The 16480-nt window shown below is 35.1% G+C and carries 17 protein-coding genes, 2 pseudogenes and 1 riboswitch; of the genes and pseudogenes, 5 read left to right on the top strand and 14 right to left on the bottom strand.

Features of this window, described 5'->3' with window-relative positions:
* Positions 1 to 13: 13 nt before the first annotated feature.
* Positions 14 to 370, bottom strand: coding sequence for an IS66 family insertion sequence element accessory protein TnpB (tnpB, locus tag QUF99_RS15570; protein WP_289371143.1), 357 nt, complete (start codon positions 368 to 370; stop codon positions 14 to 16).
* Positions 367 to 687: an IS66 family insertion sequence element accessory protein TnpA gene (gene tnpA, locus QUF99_RS15565; RefSeq protein ID WP_289371142.1), complete on the bottom strand. Its 321-nt coding sequence runs from the start codon at positions 685 to 687 to the stop codon at positions 367 to 369. Before tnpA ends, tnpB begins: the two co-directional genes overlap by 4 nt.
* A 326-nt stretch (positions 688 to 1013) precedes the next feature.
* Positions 1014 to 1134, top strand: a riboswitch (glycine riboswitch).
* A gap of 105 nt (positions 1135 to 1239) precedes the next feature.
* Between tnpA and QUF99_RS15560 the strand changes: the two genes are divergently transcribed.
* Positions 1240 to 2607: an alanine/glycine:cation symporter family protein gene (locus QUF99_RS15560; protein WP_289371141.1), complete on the top strand. Its 1368-nt coding sequence runs from the start codon at positions 1240 to 1242 to the stop codon at positions 2605 to 2607.
* 141 nt (positions 2608 to 2748) lie between these two features.
* Here QUF99_RS15560 and QUF99_RS15555 read toward each other — a convergent pair whose 3' ends face one another.
* Positions 2749 to 3513 carry a DUF3891 family protein gene (locus QUF99_RS15555; RefSeq protein WP_289371140.1) on the bottom strand — a complete coding sequence of 255 codons (765 nt, stop codon included), beginning with the start codon at positions 3511 to 3513 and terminating at the stop codon, positions 2749 to 2751.
* A gap of 581 nt (positions 3514 to 4094) precedes the next feature.
* On the opposite strand from QUF99_RS15555, the gene QUF99_RS15550 reads away from it, so the two are divergent.
* On the top strand, positions 4095 to 4367 hold the full coding sequence (locus QUF99_RS15550) for an HU family DNA-binding protein (RefSeq protein ID WP_286124971.1): 273 nt from the start codon (positions 4095 to 4097) through the stop codon (positions 4365 to 4367).
* An 89-nt stretch (positions 4368 to 4456) separates the two neighbouring features.
* Here QUF99_RS15550 and QUF99_RS15545 read toward each other — a convergent pair.
* The 3 genes and pseudogenes from QUF99_RS15545 to QUF99_RS15540 all read right to left on the bottom strand — a co-directional run.
* Positions 4457 to 4985, bottom strand: a pseudogene (locus QUF99_RS15545) (IS3 family transposase); the annotation flags it as partial.
* Positions 4922 to 5122, bottom strand: coding sequence for a transposase (locus tag QUF99_RS28735; RefSeq protein ID WP_483298603.1), 201 nt, complete (start codon positions 5120 to 5122; stop codon positions 4922 to 4924). The gene QUF99_RS28735 and the pseudogene QUF99_RS15545, both read right to left, overlap by 64 nt.
* Before the next feature lie 243 nt (positions 5123 to 5365).
* Entirely contained in the window at positions 5366 to 5911 is a 546-nt protein-coding gene (locus QUF99_RS15540; RefSeq protein WP_289371139.1) for an NADPH-dependent FMN reductase, read from the bottom strand.
* Positions 5912 to 6251: 340 nt separating this feature from the next.
* Here QUF99_RS15540 and QUF99_RS28730 point away from each other — a divergent pair.
* Together QUF99_RS28730 and QUF99_RS15535 are read left to right on the top strand one after the other, a co-directional pair.
* A pseudogene (locus tag QUF99_RS28730) lies at positions 6252 to 6398 on the top strand (SF0329 family protein); the annotation flags it as partial.
* Between the two features lie 118 nt (positions 6399 to 6516).
* Complete coding sequence (locus QUF99_RS15535; RefSeq protein WP_289371138.1) at positions 6517 to 7362, top strand: oxidoreductase; 846 nt, start codon at positions 6517 to 6519, stop codon at positions 7360 to 7362.
* Positions 7363 to 7455: 93 nt separating this feature from the next.
* Here the strand turns inward: QUF99_RS15535 and QUF99_RS15530 are convergent, their stop codons facing one another.
* The 7 genes from QUF99_RS15530 to QUF99_RS15500 form a co-directional block, all read right to left on the bottom strand.
* Positions 7456 to 7821 (bottom strand): DUF4181 domain-containing protein, encoded by a 366-nt coding sequence (locus QUF99_RS15530; protein WP_289371137.1) that lies wholly within the window; start codon positions 7819 to 7821, stop codon positions 7456 to 7458.
* 22 nt (positions 7822 to 7843) lie between these two features.
* On the bottom strand, positions 7844 to 8683 hold the full coding sequence (locus QUF99_RS15525) for a PP2C family serine/threonine-protein phosphatase (protein ID WP_289371136.1): 840 nt from the start codon (positions 8681 to 8683) through the stop codon (positions 7844 to 7846).
* On the bottom strand, positions 8667 to 9146 hold the full coding sequence (locus QUF99_RS15520; RefSeq protein WP_289371135.1) for an HIT family protein: 480 nt from the start codon (positions 9144 to 9146) through the stop codon (positions 8667 to 8669). The genes QUF99_RS15525 and QUF99_RS15520 overlap by 17 nt, the downstream gene beginning before the upstream one ends.
* Positions 9147 to 9507: 361 nt before the next feature.
* Entirely contained in the window at positions 9508 to 10146 is a 639-nt protein-coding gene (locus QUF99_RS15515) for an ABC transporter ATP-binding protein (protein WP_289371134.1), read from the bottom strand.
* A gap of 9 nt (positions 10147 to 10155) precedes the next feature.
* Positions 10156 to 12366, bottom strand: a complete 2211-nt coding sequence (locus QUF99_RS15510; RefSeq protein ID WP_289371133.1) for a bacteriocin-associated integral membrane family protein — start codon at positions 12364 to 12366, stop codon at positions 10156 to 10158.
* A gap of 168 nt (positions 12367 to 12534) precedes the next feature.
* Positions 12535 to 13368: an ABC transporter permease gene (locus tag QUF99_RS15505; RefSeq protein ID WP_289374666.1), complete on the bottom strand. Its 834-nt coding sequence runs from the start codon at positions 13366 to 13368 to the stop codon at positions 12535 to 12537.
* On the bottom strand, positions 13361 to 14566 hold the full coding sequence (locus QUF99_RS15500; RefSeq protein ID WP_289371132.1) for a quaternary amine ABC transporter ATP-binding protein: 1206 nt from the start codon (positions 14564 to 14566) through the stop codon (positions 13361 to 13363). The genes QUF99_RS15505 and QUF99_RS15500 overlap by 8 nt, the downstream gene beginning before the upstream one ends.
* 266 nt (positions 14567 to 14832) lie before the next feature.
* Between QUF99_RS15500 and QUF99_RS15495 the strand changes: the two genes are divergently transcribed.
* On the top strand, positions 14833 to 15690 hold the full coding sequence (locus tag QUF99_RS15495; protein ID WP_289371131.1) for a glycine betaine ABC transporter substrate-binding protein: 858 nt from the start codon (positions 14833 to 14835) through the stop codon (positions 15688 to 15690).
* A gap of 57 nt (positions 15691 to 15747) precedes the next feature.
* Here QUF99_RS15495 and clpP read toward each other — a convergent pair whose 3' ends face one another.
* Entirely contained in the window at positions 15748 to 16332 is a 585-nt protein-coding gene (gene clpP / locus QUF99_RS15490) for an ATP-dependent Clp endopeptidase proteolytic subunit ClpP (RefSeq protein ID WP_289371130.1), read from the bottom strand.
* Positions 16333 to 16480: the final 148 nt, after the last annotated feature.

The raw sequence follows: 16480 nt of genomic DNA, 5'->3' as shown, positions 1-16480 counted from the left end.
TCATATATGATTTTTATAAAATGGTTCTCGCATGTACAGCTTGATGCCCTTGTTTTTGGTGAAAAGCAAATCCATCAAGAAGCCATCTCAATTGTCGCTTTGATATGGTAAGTGGCACACTTGGATGTTTAGTTGGCCAGTAAAACGTTCCCTTTTCCAATCTGCGATAATGCAACCAGAAACCATTATGTTCCCAAACAAGAATTTTTAGTTTATCGCGTGAGCGATTACAAAAAACAAATAAACAAGAAGAAAAGGGGTCTAACTCAAATTCTTCTTTTACAATAGCCGCTAGTCCATCAATTGATTTACGTAAATCTGTTGCCCCTTGTGCAAGATATACTTTTTCAATTGCGATTTCTGATATCATTGTTGTTTCACCGCCTGCATCACTTGTAGGAGCACTTGTGGAGTAAAAGGTACATCTAATTCAATGGCTGCTTCTTGAATGTGAATTCGAATGGTGGCATGTATGTTTTCTTCTACGACAGGGACATTCATAGAAATCCAATTCACACGCTCATTTTTATTTTGATCTTCAGTTTCAGGTGATAATTTTTTCAGCCAGTAATAAAGCCGATGAACCGGTAGGTTCTGTTTTTGACACCAAGCAACTTTTGATAATCCACTGTTTTTATAGTCTTGAATATAAGCTTCCCATTCTTTCTTTACTAGCTGTTTTTTCATAAAAAAACCTCCACATGTAGTATGTAAGGAGATTATCTCATGGGTTATTTACAAATTGTAGGTGGGGAATATTTGACGATTACCTTCAGATAATTAATATTTGCAATTTGTTTGCAAGCGTCATATAATTGTTGCTAGTTATTATCTAGAAGCTGTGTCATATTAATATTGGATTTTATTCAATTAAACTGACTAAATTAGCTTCTATTAATCACATAATTCGGATGAACCATTCAGGAGAAGATCAATCGATCTACCGACGGGGCAAAAAGTTGATGAATTAGCTTTGAAACTCTCAGGTCTTGGTTACAAGTAGAACTGCATGGGGACGAATCTCTGGAGAGACTCCCTCCTGTTGTACAGCAACACGGAGGAAACAGAGCACCGAAGGAGCAAATCCGTCAAACTGACGGATAATCTCTCAGGTAAAAGGACAGAGACAAGCGACAGAAAATGCCGATTTACATCGGTTTATTTTTCTATCCCTTGTTTCTCCAGAGACCATTTCATTCATGTGAAATGGTTTTTATTTTTTCTAAAAGGAGAATAGAGATGGAGACAGTAAGTCAAGTATTAGAAGAGATTAATCATTACGTATGGGGATTACCTACCTTGTTCCTTCTTGTAGGAACTGGAATCATTCTCACAGTGCGCCTAAGAGGTTTGCAGTTTGCTAAACTTTTGTATGCACATAAACTAGCATTTGGAAAATCCGAAGACAAATCCTCTTCTGGAGATATTAGTCATTTCCAAGCATTAATGACTGCTATGGCTGCTACAATTGGAATGGGAAATATAGCTGGTGTTGCAACTGCAGTATCGATTGGAGGTCCTGGTGCAATTTTTTGGATGTGGATTACTGCCCTGTTTGGCATGGCAACGAAATATGCAGAAGCCATTCTTGCCGTAAAATATCGAGTGAATGGTCCTAATGGTGAATACTCCGGTGGCCCAATGTATTATTTAGAACGAGGTTTAGGAAAGAGATGGCTCGCTATTCTATTTGCTATTTTTGGTACAACTGCCTCTTTCGGAATTGGTAATATGGTACAGTCTAATTCAGTTGCAGAAGCAATGAGAATTAACTTTTCTTTCCCACCTGCCCTAACCGGTATTTTAATGGCTTTCTTTATTGCCATTGTCATTTTAGGTGGTGTGAAAAAAATTGGGAAAGTCACAGGATTTTTCGTTCCCATTAAAGCTTTCTTTTATGTGATTGCCGGACTCATTATTATTTTTTATCACTGGGATCAAATTCCAGAAGCATTCTCACTTATTTTCTCTGGTGCCTTTAATGGAACAGCAGCTACTGGTGGATTTATTGGGGCAACCATTGCATCGGCAATCCAAATCGGAATGGCACGAGGCGTGTTTGCAAATGAAGCTGGACTAGGAAGTGCACCAATTGCAGCCGCAGCTGCCAAAACAGATATACCTGCTAAACAAGCACTTGTCTCTATGACAGGGACTTTCCTTGATACATTTATCGTGTGTACAATTACAGGTCTAGTACTTATTACAACAGGGGCTTGGAAATCAGGGAAAACCGGTGTCGAAGCAACGACTCTAGCTTTCCAATCTGTATTTGGTAACACTGGTAGTATGATTCTTGGTATCGCAATTATCTTATTCGCTTACTCAACGATTTTAGGGTGGTCCTATTACGGTGAAAAATGTGTAGAATATTTATTCGGCCGTAAAGCAGTCCGATATTATCGTTTTATTTTTATTGTAATCATTGCCCTTGGTGCAAACTTAAAACTAGGTATCGTTTGGACTTTTGCTGATATTGCAAATGGACTCATGGCTATTCCAAACTTAATTGGTCTCATTGGATTGAGCGGTGTTGTTGTCACTGAAACAAATCGATTCTTGCAAGCTGAAAAGTTAAAAGCATCCGATAAGCAGATTGCAAGTTAATCATCATATAGAATCTTAATATAACAGAACAGGGGCTGCCTCATCTCTTTATGAGTCAGTCCTTTTTCATTAGCCTTTTGAAATTTATATATAACTGGACATATGCGACAAATAATGAAAATGGGTATCATTCACATACTTTCAACTGATAAAACGAATTTCTTGTTTTTGGAATTCTACGTTCTTATCTGCTTGAACTATCCCACTCTTTTCTATTTCATTCTTATGTAAAGACTTAAATCTTATATGGGTTTTAAATTCCGTTGCAAAAGGAAATGGTGTAACTCGAATCTTTTCTTCATCTATCCATTCAGCTATTATAGGACTATCACTATATCGAGTGAATATTTCCGCCCCTTCAAATCCTTCTTTAAATAAATCAATTTCTTCATTTTTCTTTACACCAGGTTCATTCATACATGTATAGAGAGACAATTCATCACAGAACTTCAGAAGTTTATAATGTTTCTCAAAAATAGCTTTCTGAAATTTTGTTAACGTTTTCAAAATTTTCTTTTGACGATCCAATTCTTGTTTATAAAAACGAACCATTTCAGTATCTTCTTGATTAAGAGGAAATGAAGTAAAGTGCTTACTGCAAAGTAGTGCTCCATATAGATTCGTAGTTTCAATCTCATCAAGCCCTAATGTATAAAAAACAAACCGTAATGAACTCGGACAATCCATAAAAGAATATGGTAATTCTTTTGCATCATTCCAAATCGGAGTTTTATCTAATCCAATCCAGCCACGGTCATGCTCATAAATAGCAGCGATAGACTCTTTCAGATAAACCTTACTTGCAAAAAAACGAGTCGTAAAATGTTTTGCTATTTCTCCTGACAGAAATCCATGATCATGTTGCCGAATCAGTATCAGTTCTTCTTTTCTTTTACGAATGATCATAATCACTTACTCCTCTCTATTATATCTTATATATGTAAGAACCACTGTAACACATTTTCATAGATAAATTGTATAAGTGCTTAATAGAAGCTTTCCACACTACTTTTACATAGGGATTTTATAAAGTGAAACTCTAATCAATGGGGTTTTTCTTCATCTCCACTGAGTAAAAGCCCTCACCAATCGGGCTTTTACTCAACTATATAAATCTATTTTGATTTTTCGACGTATAGCCGCGGCTATGGATAACAAAAGGTGACCTGCACTCGTTTTCTCTCTTTGTTTTCACTTCGCATGGGGCATGAAAAGGATCTGACCGCTTCTATGCATGGCCGGATGCTCTCTTCCACCTAAAAAGAAGGGGTTTATGTCGGTTTTTTAATTTGTATTTATATACATATGAATTAAGAAATACCGTAAAAAAGAAATTCAGCTAGAGTTAGCAGGGATTTACCAACTTTCACCGAAATTAGAGTAATATCGCTGTTATCATTGCTTTCTTAAAGTTAGAAAAACCTGTCTCTATTCTTTTATGCACTATGATAGTATTTATATCAAAAATTTATATACGAGGTGAAAACATGAATAAAACAGAATTAATTAAACATGTTGCCCAAACAGCTGAAATTTCACAAAAGGAAGCCACTGTAGCCGTGCAATCCGTATTTGATTCGATTACAAATGCTTTGCAAACTGGTGACAAGGTACAGCTTATCGGATTTGGCACGTTTGAAGTACGCGAACGATCTGCTCGTACAGGACGTAATCCACAAACAGGTGAAGAAATTCAAATTGCTGCTGGAAAAGTACCTGCATTTAAAGCAGGTAAAGAATTAAAAGAAGCTGTGAAATAATACAAACCAGCCTTAATTTAAGGCTGGTTTGTATTATTTCTATTTAAACTTAATTTCAATAAAAAGGATGTTGGATTGTCAACACTAAACTAGACAACTTTTTTAAGGTGTTCAAGTTTATATTCGATTGGGCTTAAATACCCAAGTGTCCCGTGAATACGAATGTGATTAAACCAGTGAACATAGTCATGTAATTCCCTTGTCAAATCTTCCAGGCTATCGAAATGACGACCTTTGACAAACTCAGTCTTAATGATCTTAAATGTAGCTTCAGCGACTGCGTTATCGTATGGACATCCCTTCATACTTAATGAACGTTGGATGTTAAATGTTTCTAATGCTTCATCGATGAGCTTGTTTTTGAACTCGATCCGTATGGAAAAGCTGAATGTTGTGTAGGTCCGTTTGTATCGATGCAAATGCTCGGTAAACCAATAATGCATCTTTATTTGGACCAGCACTGTAGCCAATGATTTCCCGATTAAAGAGATCAACAAATACACATATATAATGCCATTTTTTATTGACTCTTACATATGTCAAATCACTTACAATTACTGATAACGCTTCGTTTTGATTAAATTTCCGATCCAATTCATTTGTCTGTTCTGACTCTGATTTATCCACTTATCGAGAGAAGAAGGAGTCAGATCATACTCGCGAATAATGTCTTTTCTCGGTTTACCGCTTTGATATAATTGAACGATTTGATTTTTAAATTCATCAGTAAATGTTCGACGTTCTCTTTTAGCCATCGTAGATTCTCCTCAAGTGTTATGATCTGTAGTCTACTTGACCTTAAGTTTTCTGTCCAACTAAGTGTAGCTGATCCATTCAATTACAATAAAGTTGTTTCATTTTACAATCCTTATCATGCATAAAACCGTTCGAAAATTCGAACGGTTTTTAAGATAGTTGATTAAAGCTCTTCGATCTGTACTTATTACATTCATAATGAGTAACAATAAAGCCTTTTAACATACGAATTATAACGTAAGTCAATTATTTATCTCGTCCACTATACTATTAATTAGAGCGATAAGGGCTTGCTTGGTGCTCTCGTCTGTTACTGTAGCATCATCATTAAATTTGGTTCGGACAGATGGAACTAGCAACGATCCACTTTTAACAACAGTAGTATCCAACATACCCAGCGTAAGCAGTAAAGATTCATGCGCTTTGTCTCCCCCGGTAATCGATGGAGAAGCCGTTATAACAGCCACTGGTTTTTTATAAAGTTCAGCTGATGAGACCAGCCACTCTAACGCATTTTTTAAGACTCCTGGTACACCTTGTGCATACTCTGGCGTACAGATAATAAGCGCATGCGATTCATCTAGCATCTTCCGAAAATTCTCAACAATAGCTGGTGGTTTCATTCGATCCATATCTGGGTTGAAATGGGGAAGTTCTTTTATTCCGTTATAAATAGTATAATCAATACCGTCGGGAATAAAAGCTGCTAAAGCTTTTAATATATTTGTATTGGATGAACCTTCTCTAATGCTTCCTGAAATAGCTACTATCTTTTTTCGTTTGATCATATTATCACCTCTACGAATAGAATACTTGTTCAACTACAGAAGAATCAAAGATATTGAACTATTTAACGAAAATCCAACGACTTTATTGTAAATGTAACAACTACATTTGTAATTTCTATTAGTGGGAATTTCTTCATCCGTACTATTCATTAGGGTCCTCTCCAATAGATTTTTTAAAAATACTGTATTAGACTAAAAAGGAGTAAGCTTTAGAAATATTTTCATACTAAGAAGGTTGTTATGAATGGAGGATATATACAAAGAAAATGGAGTAAGGTAAAAAAACTTAGAAAGTTTAACATGTGAATCTCTTAAAGGACGTGTTGATTTTTTTGTCACTAATTATAGAAAAGCACATGATCAACTAGGACGAGCATACATAACTGTTGATAAAGAAGAAGTTTTTAGTATGTGTTCGATTAAAGGTGCAATGGTGAAATTCAGAAAAGAAAGAGAATTACTTGAGTCTCTAAATGTGAATGAATAATGATTGTATTAATTCATACATACATTTACTAGACTCACAACAGAAACTATGGATATATCAGATTTTTTAGCTTTTAAAGCTTCAAGCCATCATTCTTATGAATAGAGAGTGTGAAAAAATGAATAAAAAAATTGCCATTGTAACCGGGGCATCGAGTGGTTTTGGACTTTTAACTTCCCTTGAACTCGCGAAAAAAGGATTTTATGTCATTGCAACGATGAGAAACCTTGAAAAACAAACGAGTTTACTTTCCCAAGCAATAACATTGCAGTTAGAACAAAATATCCAGACACATCAACTAGATGTAACCAATCAAGAATCTATTACTAGATTTCAATTATTTTTAAAACAGCTTGATCAAGTAGATGTCCTTGTGAACAACGCAGGATATGCAAGCGGTGGATTTGTTGAAGAAATTTCGATTGAAGAATACCGAAGACAATTTGAAACAAACGTATTTGGGGCAATTGCAATAACACAACTCGTACTCCCTTTTATGCGTAAACAACAAAGTGGGAAAATCATTAATGTCAGCAGCATTAGTGGGAAAATTGGATTCCCGGGCCTCTCCCCTTACGTTTCTTCTAAACATGCACTTGAAGGATGGAGCGAATCACTTCGTTTAGAAGTAAAACCGTTTGGTATTGAAGTTTCATTAGTAGAACCTGGTTCCTATAACACAAATATTTGGGAAGTTGGACAACAGCTTGCACAAAGTAATTCTAACTCCGAATCTCCTTATAAAGAATATATGGACAAAATACAAAATCACATCAACAGTGGTAGTGATACTTTTGGTAATCCAATAGACGTTGCTGAAAAAATTGTATCTATTGCAGAAGCAAAACATACAGCGCTACGATATCCGATTGGAAAAGGTGTAAGGCTGATGATGGTTGCTAAAAAAATTCTTCCGTGGAGATGGTGGGAGTTTCTTGTTTTGAGGAGTTTTAAGAAGAAATGATGTAAAGCTTTATTACGTTTTGTAGTTGCAGAAAGATTTATTTTGCAGAGTATCTTTCTGCAACTATGGTTTAAATTTGAAATATTAAAGGTTTTAAAATAGAAAATTCAATAAAATTACTGTAATAACAAAAACGATAAGCGTACCAATAGAAATGAAGTACTCTTTAGATTCTCTTTCATATTTCCATTCCATCCATGCCCGAAAAAGACATAATACAAAAAAGTAAGACCATATGAGATACGCAAGATTTATATCGTTGAAGCTAAAAATACATATAAAACTTACAACTAGATAAGTTAGGAGAATGATTCGCTCCCCCCATTTATGAACATGATTAACATGCTCATAAATAAAACCATTTTGACGAGGTATATTTAATTTTTTCCTCACTAATTTTTCTGAAAAATAAAAGAGAACAACTAATAGAATTAATACAATGACTTTTGTATAAAACATACGCTCACTCCTACACCCTTTTTCACCTTGTAGGACGCATTTTTTCAGGCTGATCACTTGGATAAGTGGAATAATCCTGATTTGCATAATCCCAACTAATCATTGTTGCGCTATCTCTTCCAAGCTGATGATGGACATGTTCTAGTACATTCTGAACACATTCCGTTAACTTTCCTTTATTTTGATACAGGTCTTTATACAAATGAAATGGCTTGTCATAACGACGTTCTCCGCACTCTAATACACCATCTGTAACCATTACTATTCTATTTTTTCCTGTACGTAATTCTCGAATACCAGATGAATAACATGGAACTGGTAGTGAAAATGTATTTATATGTCCAATCCATTCATAAAAGTGCCTTTGATTCAGCATATATTGTCCTAATTTATGTAACTCTTCGTGCAATAAGTAGACCAGACAATCTCCTACCGAAAACCACCAAATATAGTTTTCTTTTCGGACACAGATTAAGCAAGCTGTTTCACCTTTGACTTGCTGGCAAGATTGCTTAACTGACTCTGATTGAAAAAGTGATAGTATATGCTTTTCAATGGAACGGAATACCGTTTCAATTGGTTCCTCTAGTAAAACCTTTACATGTTCATATTCATTTTGCACTGTATTGACTAACAAAGCTGTACTTTCTGCACTATAGTGTGCATCTAATATCATCGCAAACTCCCAATCATCATGCGACCAAATTAATGCACCATCTTCATTTTTCCGAGCTCCTGCACTTGTATTGCCACCATATCGTCCAATGACTACATTACCGCATTGCTTAACTGAAATTTCCCCTAAACACATTTCATCACTACCAACCCATGAATATTGCTTTGTATTATTTGTTATATGCATACTCGTTCACCATATAACTTTCAATTTTTTTACATAGTTTTTGAATTTCTTCCGCTCCTCCATAAGGTGCTCCTTCCCAATCCGCTACCTTTGTTGGAGACCAATATTCCCTCGGTGTATTCGGATAACGCGGAATAATGTGCATATGCATATGTGGTACACCATTACCTGATACAAATGCATAAATATGTTCCGCACCTTCACATTCTTTTAGCGCACGGCTTACTCTACTTGTGATTAATCCAAAAGCTTGTGCTTCTTCCTTATTTAAGTCTGCTAGACCAGGCGTGTGTCTTTTCACATCAATCATAAGATATCCTAAATACGTCTCGCTTTCTTCCCAATACACATGTCCTACATACACAAGGTCATCTTCATAAATTGCTTCGCCAGGTACAGAAATTTTCCCTTTATGTTTTTGGCAAATAAAACAGTTATCTTCCGTTTGATGATGTGCAGACATATATCCGCCCCCTAATAATTTAAATTTAAATTTAAAATATATAATATCATAAAAAGCATACATATAGTTTCACTATTCAGAAATACCGGATTTTAACTCGTTGTTTATTCAGCTAAAAGAATCATTCCATTAATTCCAATCATTTTTAATACCGTTTAATTTTCATTAGTAATGAATTCCTTCCCCCTACTGATAATTTTCCCCACACTAATCACCCTTTTACGAGATAAATTCATTTCATTTTTGTATTTGCAATATTTTAACACCGTTCGAAAATTCGAACGGTGTTAAAATAAAAATTCCTCCTTACTCGCATGTCTATATTATTCAATCCATATTGCTTCTAGTCTTCAACACAATTTCATAAGTCTATAATTCTATCACATGCATTCGCTACATATGGATCATGAGTAACGATGATGATTGTCTTTCCTTCCTTATTTAGACCTTCTAAAATTCGTATGATTTCGTTTCTGTTTTCATCATCTAGAGAGCCTGTCGGTTCATCAGCAAGTATTAATTCACAAGGCTTTAAAAGTGTTCTTGCTATCGCAACCCTCTGTTGTTCTCCTCCTGACAGTTCATGTATTTTCTGGTTTAGAGATATACTCAGACCTACCTTTTCAAGCACTTCTATTTTCAGTTCTTTCTTTTCCTTTTTTGTTCTTTTCGAATAGATGAGCGGTATTTCCAAGTTTTCATTTACAGTACCATTGTCAATCAGTGCATAGTTCTGAAATAGATAGGAAAGTCTTGTTCTAAGAAGTTTATTTGCTTTAGCAGAACCCATGCGAGGACTTTCCTCTCCAAACAGTTTAACAATTCCACTATCTGGATTTTCCAGCATTCCCATAATATTAAGAATCGTTGTTTTGCCGGAACCACTTTTCCCTGTAATAGCGACCATTTCCCCTTCACAGATTTTCATATTTAAATTATCTAAAATAACGTGATCGGCATAGCTTTTGCTGACATCTATGAGTTCATATATATGTTTCATACGATCTGATTACCCTCCCTTTATAACCTTTTTCTTATTTTTTCGTTCCATAGTTATCAGTGCAATGATAGAAGCAACAAGTTCAATCAGGATAAGCGCGACCACCGCTACAAGTAACTTACTATCGAATTCTTTTTTTATCATAAAGCAAATCAACAATTGGAATACCCATGTGAATGAAAATAACAACATGTACCCCTTATACGTTCTAAAAAAACCTACGCCAAATAAGCGATACACTACAATTTTCTGTTGGTTTTTATTGAAATACACAATGATATTTTGTGTGATAAGGGATAATATACCCACTATCAATCCAATGCTGATGACCGAAAGCATTTTCAATATACTTTGTAGATCGTATATATTTTCTAAAATATATTGATCAACCGTTATAAGATGTTTCAAGTTATCATCCAGTCCCAACCTTTTCAAATCTGATTCCAGTTTTTTATAAGTCAACCCTGTATCTCTGTCGATTAACTTAATCTTTAACGGGTCAGTCGCTCCTCCGCCTAATATCGTATCTCTCTCTCCAACAAGGCTGTTTTTCTCTGTCATCACCTCTATGATCTCATCTTTAATCTTATTATGTTCAGATTTATATACTTCTGGATTAAAACTAAAAATCTCTTGATTGTTTTTTAGCCAGATAATTTCTATTGTTCGATTACGTAAATGATTGGGAACCTCTCTGTGCAACCTTTTTTCTTCATATTCAATACTGGGCTTTGTTGTTTCTTCAAAGAAACGAATTATCTCTTTTTCCCTGTCTCGATTTTTTTCAGGTACTAATAAAATCCAGTTTTCCGTATCCTCTGATACTTGAACACGATTATTATGTATATCATATAGAGGAAACTCTCGAAGATAATTGTTGTTCACTGTGACTGACCGTATTCCGTTATAATCCTTATTTATTATAAGGTCCATTTCTTCGTAATCCTTTGAATCAACTAATAACGCTCCCATTTTATTCAGAATGGGATAAAGATCCCCCTCTATAGCTGATCCCGTTTTGGTTAATCCATTTGCACTCTCGTCTTCTTCGTTCCCTACAGAAAGTGGATAGAAGACACCGTAATCTTTGCTCCGTTCCCAATTTTTTAAATTTATTTGCTTTTCACTTACCGTAATATACTGACTCAAAATAGAAGTACTCATTAAAACAAATATAATAGAACAAGTTATTTTCAATACCATATTTAATATAAAAATACCCTTTGTATCTTTTCTATTTTTAATAATTTGACTGACTTTGATTTTGGAAATGTATAGGTAAGTAACGAGCGATAGTATTGTAATGATGAGATACGTTTTAAACTGATCAAAAACAATGGTGTAAATGAACGTAGAAGTTGTATTTTTTACGAATGCTGCTAGAAGTACTGACATGAATAATGATAAAGCAAACATACTAGCAATGAGTCTACCTATGACGATAAACCACAACCGAATATTAGATATACCGTGCATTTTTATGATACCAATTCTTTTAGATTCATTGAAAATGTAATAGATTAGAAAAAATAAAAGAATGATAAACACCATATAATAAATATAGTTCAAGCTGTTTATCGATGAACCAAAAGCCACTTCGTTACTACTTTTACTACGCTTAAAATCATCAGCGATAATATACTGTTTCGGTTTAAAATGCTGATTCAGCTTTTTCGAAAATTTTTTCAAAAAGGTATTGTATGTTTTATCGTCTACAGTTTCTACGAAATATCGCCCTGCCACAGGTAAATGGGTATAAGCGGATTGAAGAGATTTAATTGTAATCGTATTATTATCACCAAAATCTTTTATAACCCCTATCTGTTTTGTATCTTTCGTGCTTGCCGTAGATAGAAAAACATCACCTTCTTGTGTGTCTTTCGTACTTAACACATTGCCACTACTCAAATGAAAGGCATCAAAAAATACCGTATCACTTGTTAGTAATACATATTTCGAAATTTCTACGTTATCATCTGAGTTATAGCTAATATTGGAACGAAAAATATTGATTTTTGATTCCTTTGCTGTATCAAATAAAATAGGATACATTTCATTTGGATTGGAAAATAAAAGTGCATCCGGAATTATAAACTCCTTACCAATCTGTTGCTCTATCTTTTCCATTTTTTCTAATTCCTCATGATCCGTTTGTTGAAATGTAATAAAACCTGATAGTATAGATGCTACAATGAGAAATAAAACGATAACTTTTTTCATGGCTAACCTCCCTGTCATATTTTAGCTTATTTTCCTGAAAATTGAAACGATAAAGCGAGATATGTTTTTATAACAAAATGCAAACATTCTATGAGATTGCATAAAAACACGCCCCGTAATTAGATTCTTAACATACGGAGCGTGTTGCTTTAGTTTATTAAAACAATTTTATTTTTTCTTATGAAACCCTTGCGTAATTCTGTCTAACACAATCGCAATCACTACAATAGCTAGTCCAGCTTCAAAGCCCATACCAATATTTACTTGTGTAACAGATCGATACACATCGACACCTAGCCCTGGTGCACCTACAAGGGAAGCGGTTACAACCATTGATAATGAAAGCATAATACTTTGGTTTACGCCGGCCATAATCGTTCCTGTTGCAAGTGGCAGCTGTACTTTGAATAGCTTTTGAGATGCGGTTGAACCAAATGCATTTGCGGCCTCGATTAAGTCTTCTGGTACTTGTCTGATTCCTAAATCAGTAAAACGAATCGTTGGGGGCATCGCAAAAATAACTGATGCAATAATGCCTGGTACGACGCCTACACCGAAGAATGTAATAGCTGGAATGAGATAAACAAAGGCTGGCATTGTTTGCATGAAATCTAAAGTGGGTTTTAAAATTTTTGAAAATCGTTCATTTTGAGATGCTAAAATTCCAATGGGAATACCAACAAGAATAGAAATAATTACAGATGTCAGAACGAGTGATAATGTTTGCATCGTTTGTGCCCAATACTCAATATTTAGGATAAAAAGCAATCCGATTAATGAAAAAATAACTAACGATATTTTACGGGTCGTATACCAAACGAGAAAACATATGATAATGATAAATAAAAAAGTGGGGATCATCATTAAAAAATTTGTAAGTAATTCTACAAATCCTCCAATGACAAAAGAAAACCCTTTGAAAAGCCCTTCAAAATGCTCATATAAACCTGCCACAAATGAATCGACCCATTCTCCTAAAGGAATACGCGGAATATTATTCATTGTCATTCACCACTTCCTCTATATTTCCTGCTAGAGCTTGAATGACACTTTCACGTTTTATAATCCCTCTTAACCTTTTCTTATCATCGATAACCGGTAAGGGTAGCTTCATTTCTGCCATTTTTGCATACATTTCTTCGAGTAACGTATCTAAATATACGTGAGAGATATCTTTTAGTAATAAATCAGCGATTGGCCATTGCTTTTGAACTGCTTTACTTGCATCATCAGCAGTTAAAACGCCTAGAAATTCATGCTTTTTATTCACTACATATACGGTGGATACACTGGCATTTCTCATAATTTGCAGCGCCACTCGTGGGCCTCGATCAATCAATAACGTTTCTGGTCTTCTCATGATGGATTCGGCAGTGATGACTTTCCCTAAATTTACATCTGCCACAAATCTCTCTACAAATTCATTGGCAGGGCTCATCATAATTTCTTCTGGCGTTCCAATTTGAACAATTTCTCCATCTTTCATTAGTGCAATGCGATCACCAATTCGCAGCGCCTCATCTAAGTCATGTGTAATAAAAATAATCGTTTTTTCCATTTTATCTTGCAGTTCTAATAACTCATCTTGCATTTCTTTTCGGATGAGTGGATCTAATGCACTAAATGATTCGTCCATGAGAAGAACATCCGGATCATTTGTTAACGCTCTTGCGATACCAACGCGCTGCTGCATACCACCACTTAACTGTCCTGGGTAACTATCTTTATTATGTTCTAATCCTACTAATTTAAGCGATTCCAGTGCTTTTTCTTCTCTTTCCTCTACCGGTATTCCTTGCACTTCTAATCCATATGCTACATTTTGTAAGACGGTACGATGAGGAAATAACGCAAACTTTTGAAAGACCATGCTCATTTTCGTTCTTCTTACTTTCCGCAAGGCTTCCTTCCCCATCGTCGCAATATCTTCTCCGTCTATGTATATATGTCCAGCAGTGGGTTTAATCAATTGATTTAACATACGAACAAGCGTAGACTTCCCACTTCCTGATAACCCCATAATGACAAAAATTTCTCCTGTATACACTTCAAAACTTGCTTTTTTTACTCCGACATTCATTCCAGTTTCTTTTAAAATTTCCGCCTTGCTTTTTCCTTCTTTTAATAAAGCAACGCCTCTTAATGGATTTTTTCCAAATACTTTTGTCACGTTTTCAACACGAACCTTTGTATTTTCCATGCCACTACTCCTTTTCTACTCATCTATTCACATAGTGTAGCGATTTTAATCAGAAATATTACATCGAAATCTTTTAGATAAGAGTTTTTTAAAATCTGCGTTTCCGTTCATAATAAGATTACTTACGTAAAGTTTTGCTTATAAATAAGTTTGCCTTACAATAACAAACACACTTCTGTACATAAAGTAAACTTTTCATCAGCATAAATTTTCTGATGAAAAATATACCAATTACTGTTGTCAGCTATAGAAATAGGAGGATTCCAATGAAGCGCAAAATATGGATGATAAGCATTTTATTTTTAATCAGTATGATTGTTACCTCTTGTAACACAACCAATGCGAATACAAAAGGGAAAATTAAACTTGGTGTAACAAGCTGGAAAGAAAACATTGCTACGGCAAATATGTGGAAAGTGTTATTAGAACAAAAAGGATATAAAGTTGAATTAATGTATTTAGAAAAAGCTGCAGTTTGGACCGGTGTAGCCCGAGGAGATGTAGATGCAAATCTAGAAGTTTGGCTCCCTGTTACTGACAAACCACTTTATGAAAAATATAAAGACAACCTTGTAATAAAATCAAAATGGTATGAAGGAACTGGGCTAGGTTTAGTTGTTCCTTCTTATATGACAAACATCAACAGCATCGAAGACTTAAATGCTCATAAGGACGAATTGAACAATAAAATTATTGGTATCGAACCTGGAAGCAGTCTGATGAATTTAACCGATAAAGCCATGAAAGAATATGGCATCGAGCTTAAACTTGTCCAATCTTCAGAAGCTGCGATGATGAGTGAGTTAAAGAAAGCCTACAGTAACAAGAAACCAATCGTTGTCACACTATGGAATCCACACTGGGGCTTTTCAGAATTTGATTTGAAATATTTAAAAGACCCTAAGAAAGTATATGGTGAAAAAGATGATATTTATTACTCTGTACGAAAAGGGTTCGAAAAAGATTATCCTGAAGTCATCAAATACTTCGAGAAATGGAAAATGACCGATGAGCAACTTGGAACGCTAATGGTCATGCTGAATAAAACAAAAGATCCTGAACAAGCTGCTAGGGACTGGATTAAGAACAATCAACAAGTAGTCGATTCTTGGATCAAAGATTAACTATAAGGAAACAAAAACAGGCTGTTGAACGACATTGTTCAACAACCTGTTTCAATGCTATTTAATTTTTTGAATAACAGCATCTACAATTCCATACTTCTTCGCTTCTTCTGCAGTCATGAAATAATCTCGTTCTGTATCATGTGCAATTTTTTCAATTGGCTGCCCTGTTTGATCAGCAATAATTTGATTAATATCTTGTTTTAGTTTTAGAATGCGCTTTGCTGATATTTCAATTTCAGTTGCTTGCCCCTGTACCCCGCCAAGTGGTTGATGGATCATAATTTCACTGTTTGGCAATGCAAAACGTTTCCCTTTTGCCCCAGCCAGTAGCAATAAAGCCCCAAATGATGCCGCGAGGCCCATACAAAGCGTTTGAACATCTGGCTTAATATAATTCATCGTGTCTAAAATCGCAAATCCTGCTGAAGTAGAGCCACCAGGGCTATTGATATAAAGGAAAATATCTTTCTCAGCATCCTCAGCTTCTAAAAATAATAACTGCGCAACGACACTGCTCGCTACTTGCTCATTAATTTCTGATCCAATCATAATGATTCGATCTTTGAGCAACCTTGAATAAATATCATACGAACGTTCTCCGAGCTTTGTTTGCTCAACAACATAAGGAATTGCATTCATAAAAATCCCTCCATCTATTCTTTTATCCTGTATTAACGAGCAGTAATATCCTTCCTTAAAGTTCTGCAGCAAGCACCAAAGCTTAGCGGAGGATAAACTGCCCATAAAAGCCCGATTCGTTCAACTAACCATCAGTTGGAGGATGAAG

The organism is Bacillus sp. DX4.1 (genome assembly GCF_030348195.1).
Lineage (GTDB): Bacteria > Bacillota > Bacilli > Bacillales > Bacillaceae_G > Bacillus_A.
Note: the sequence above shows the minus strand (reverse complement) of the source record. Positions and strands in the feature narration are given on the sequence as shown.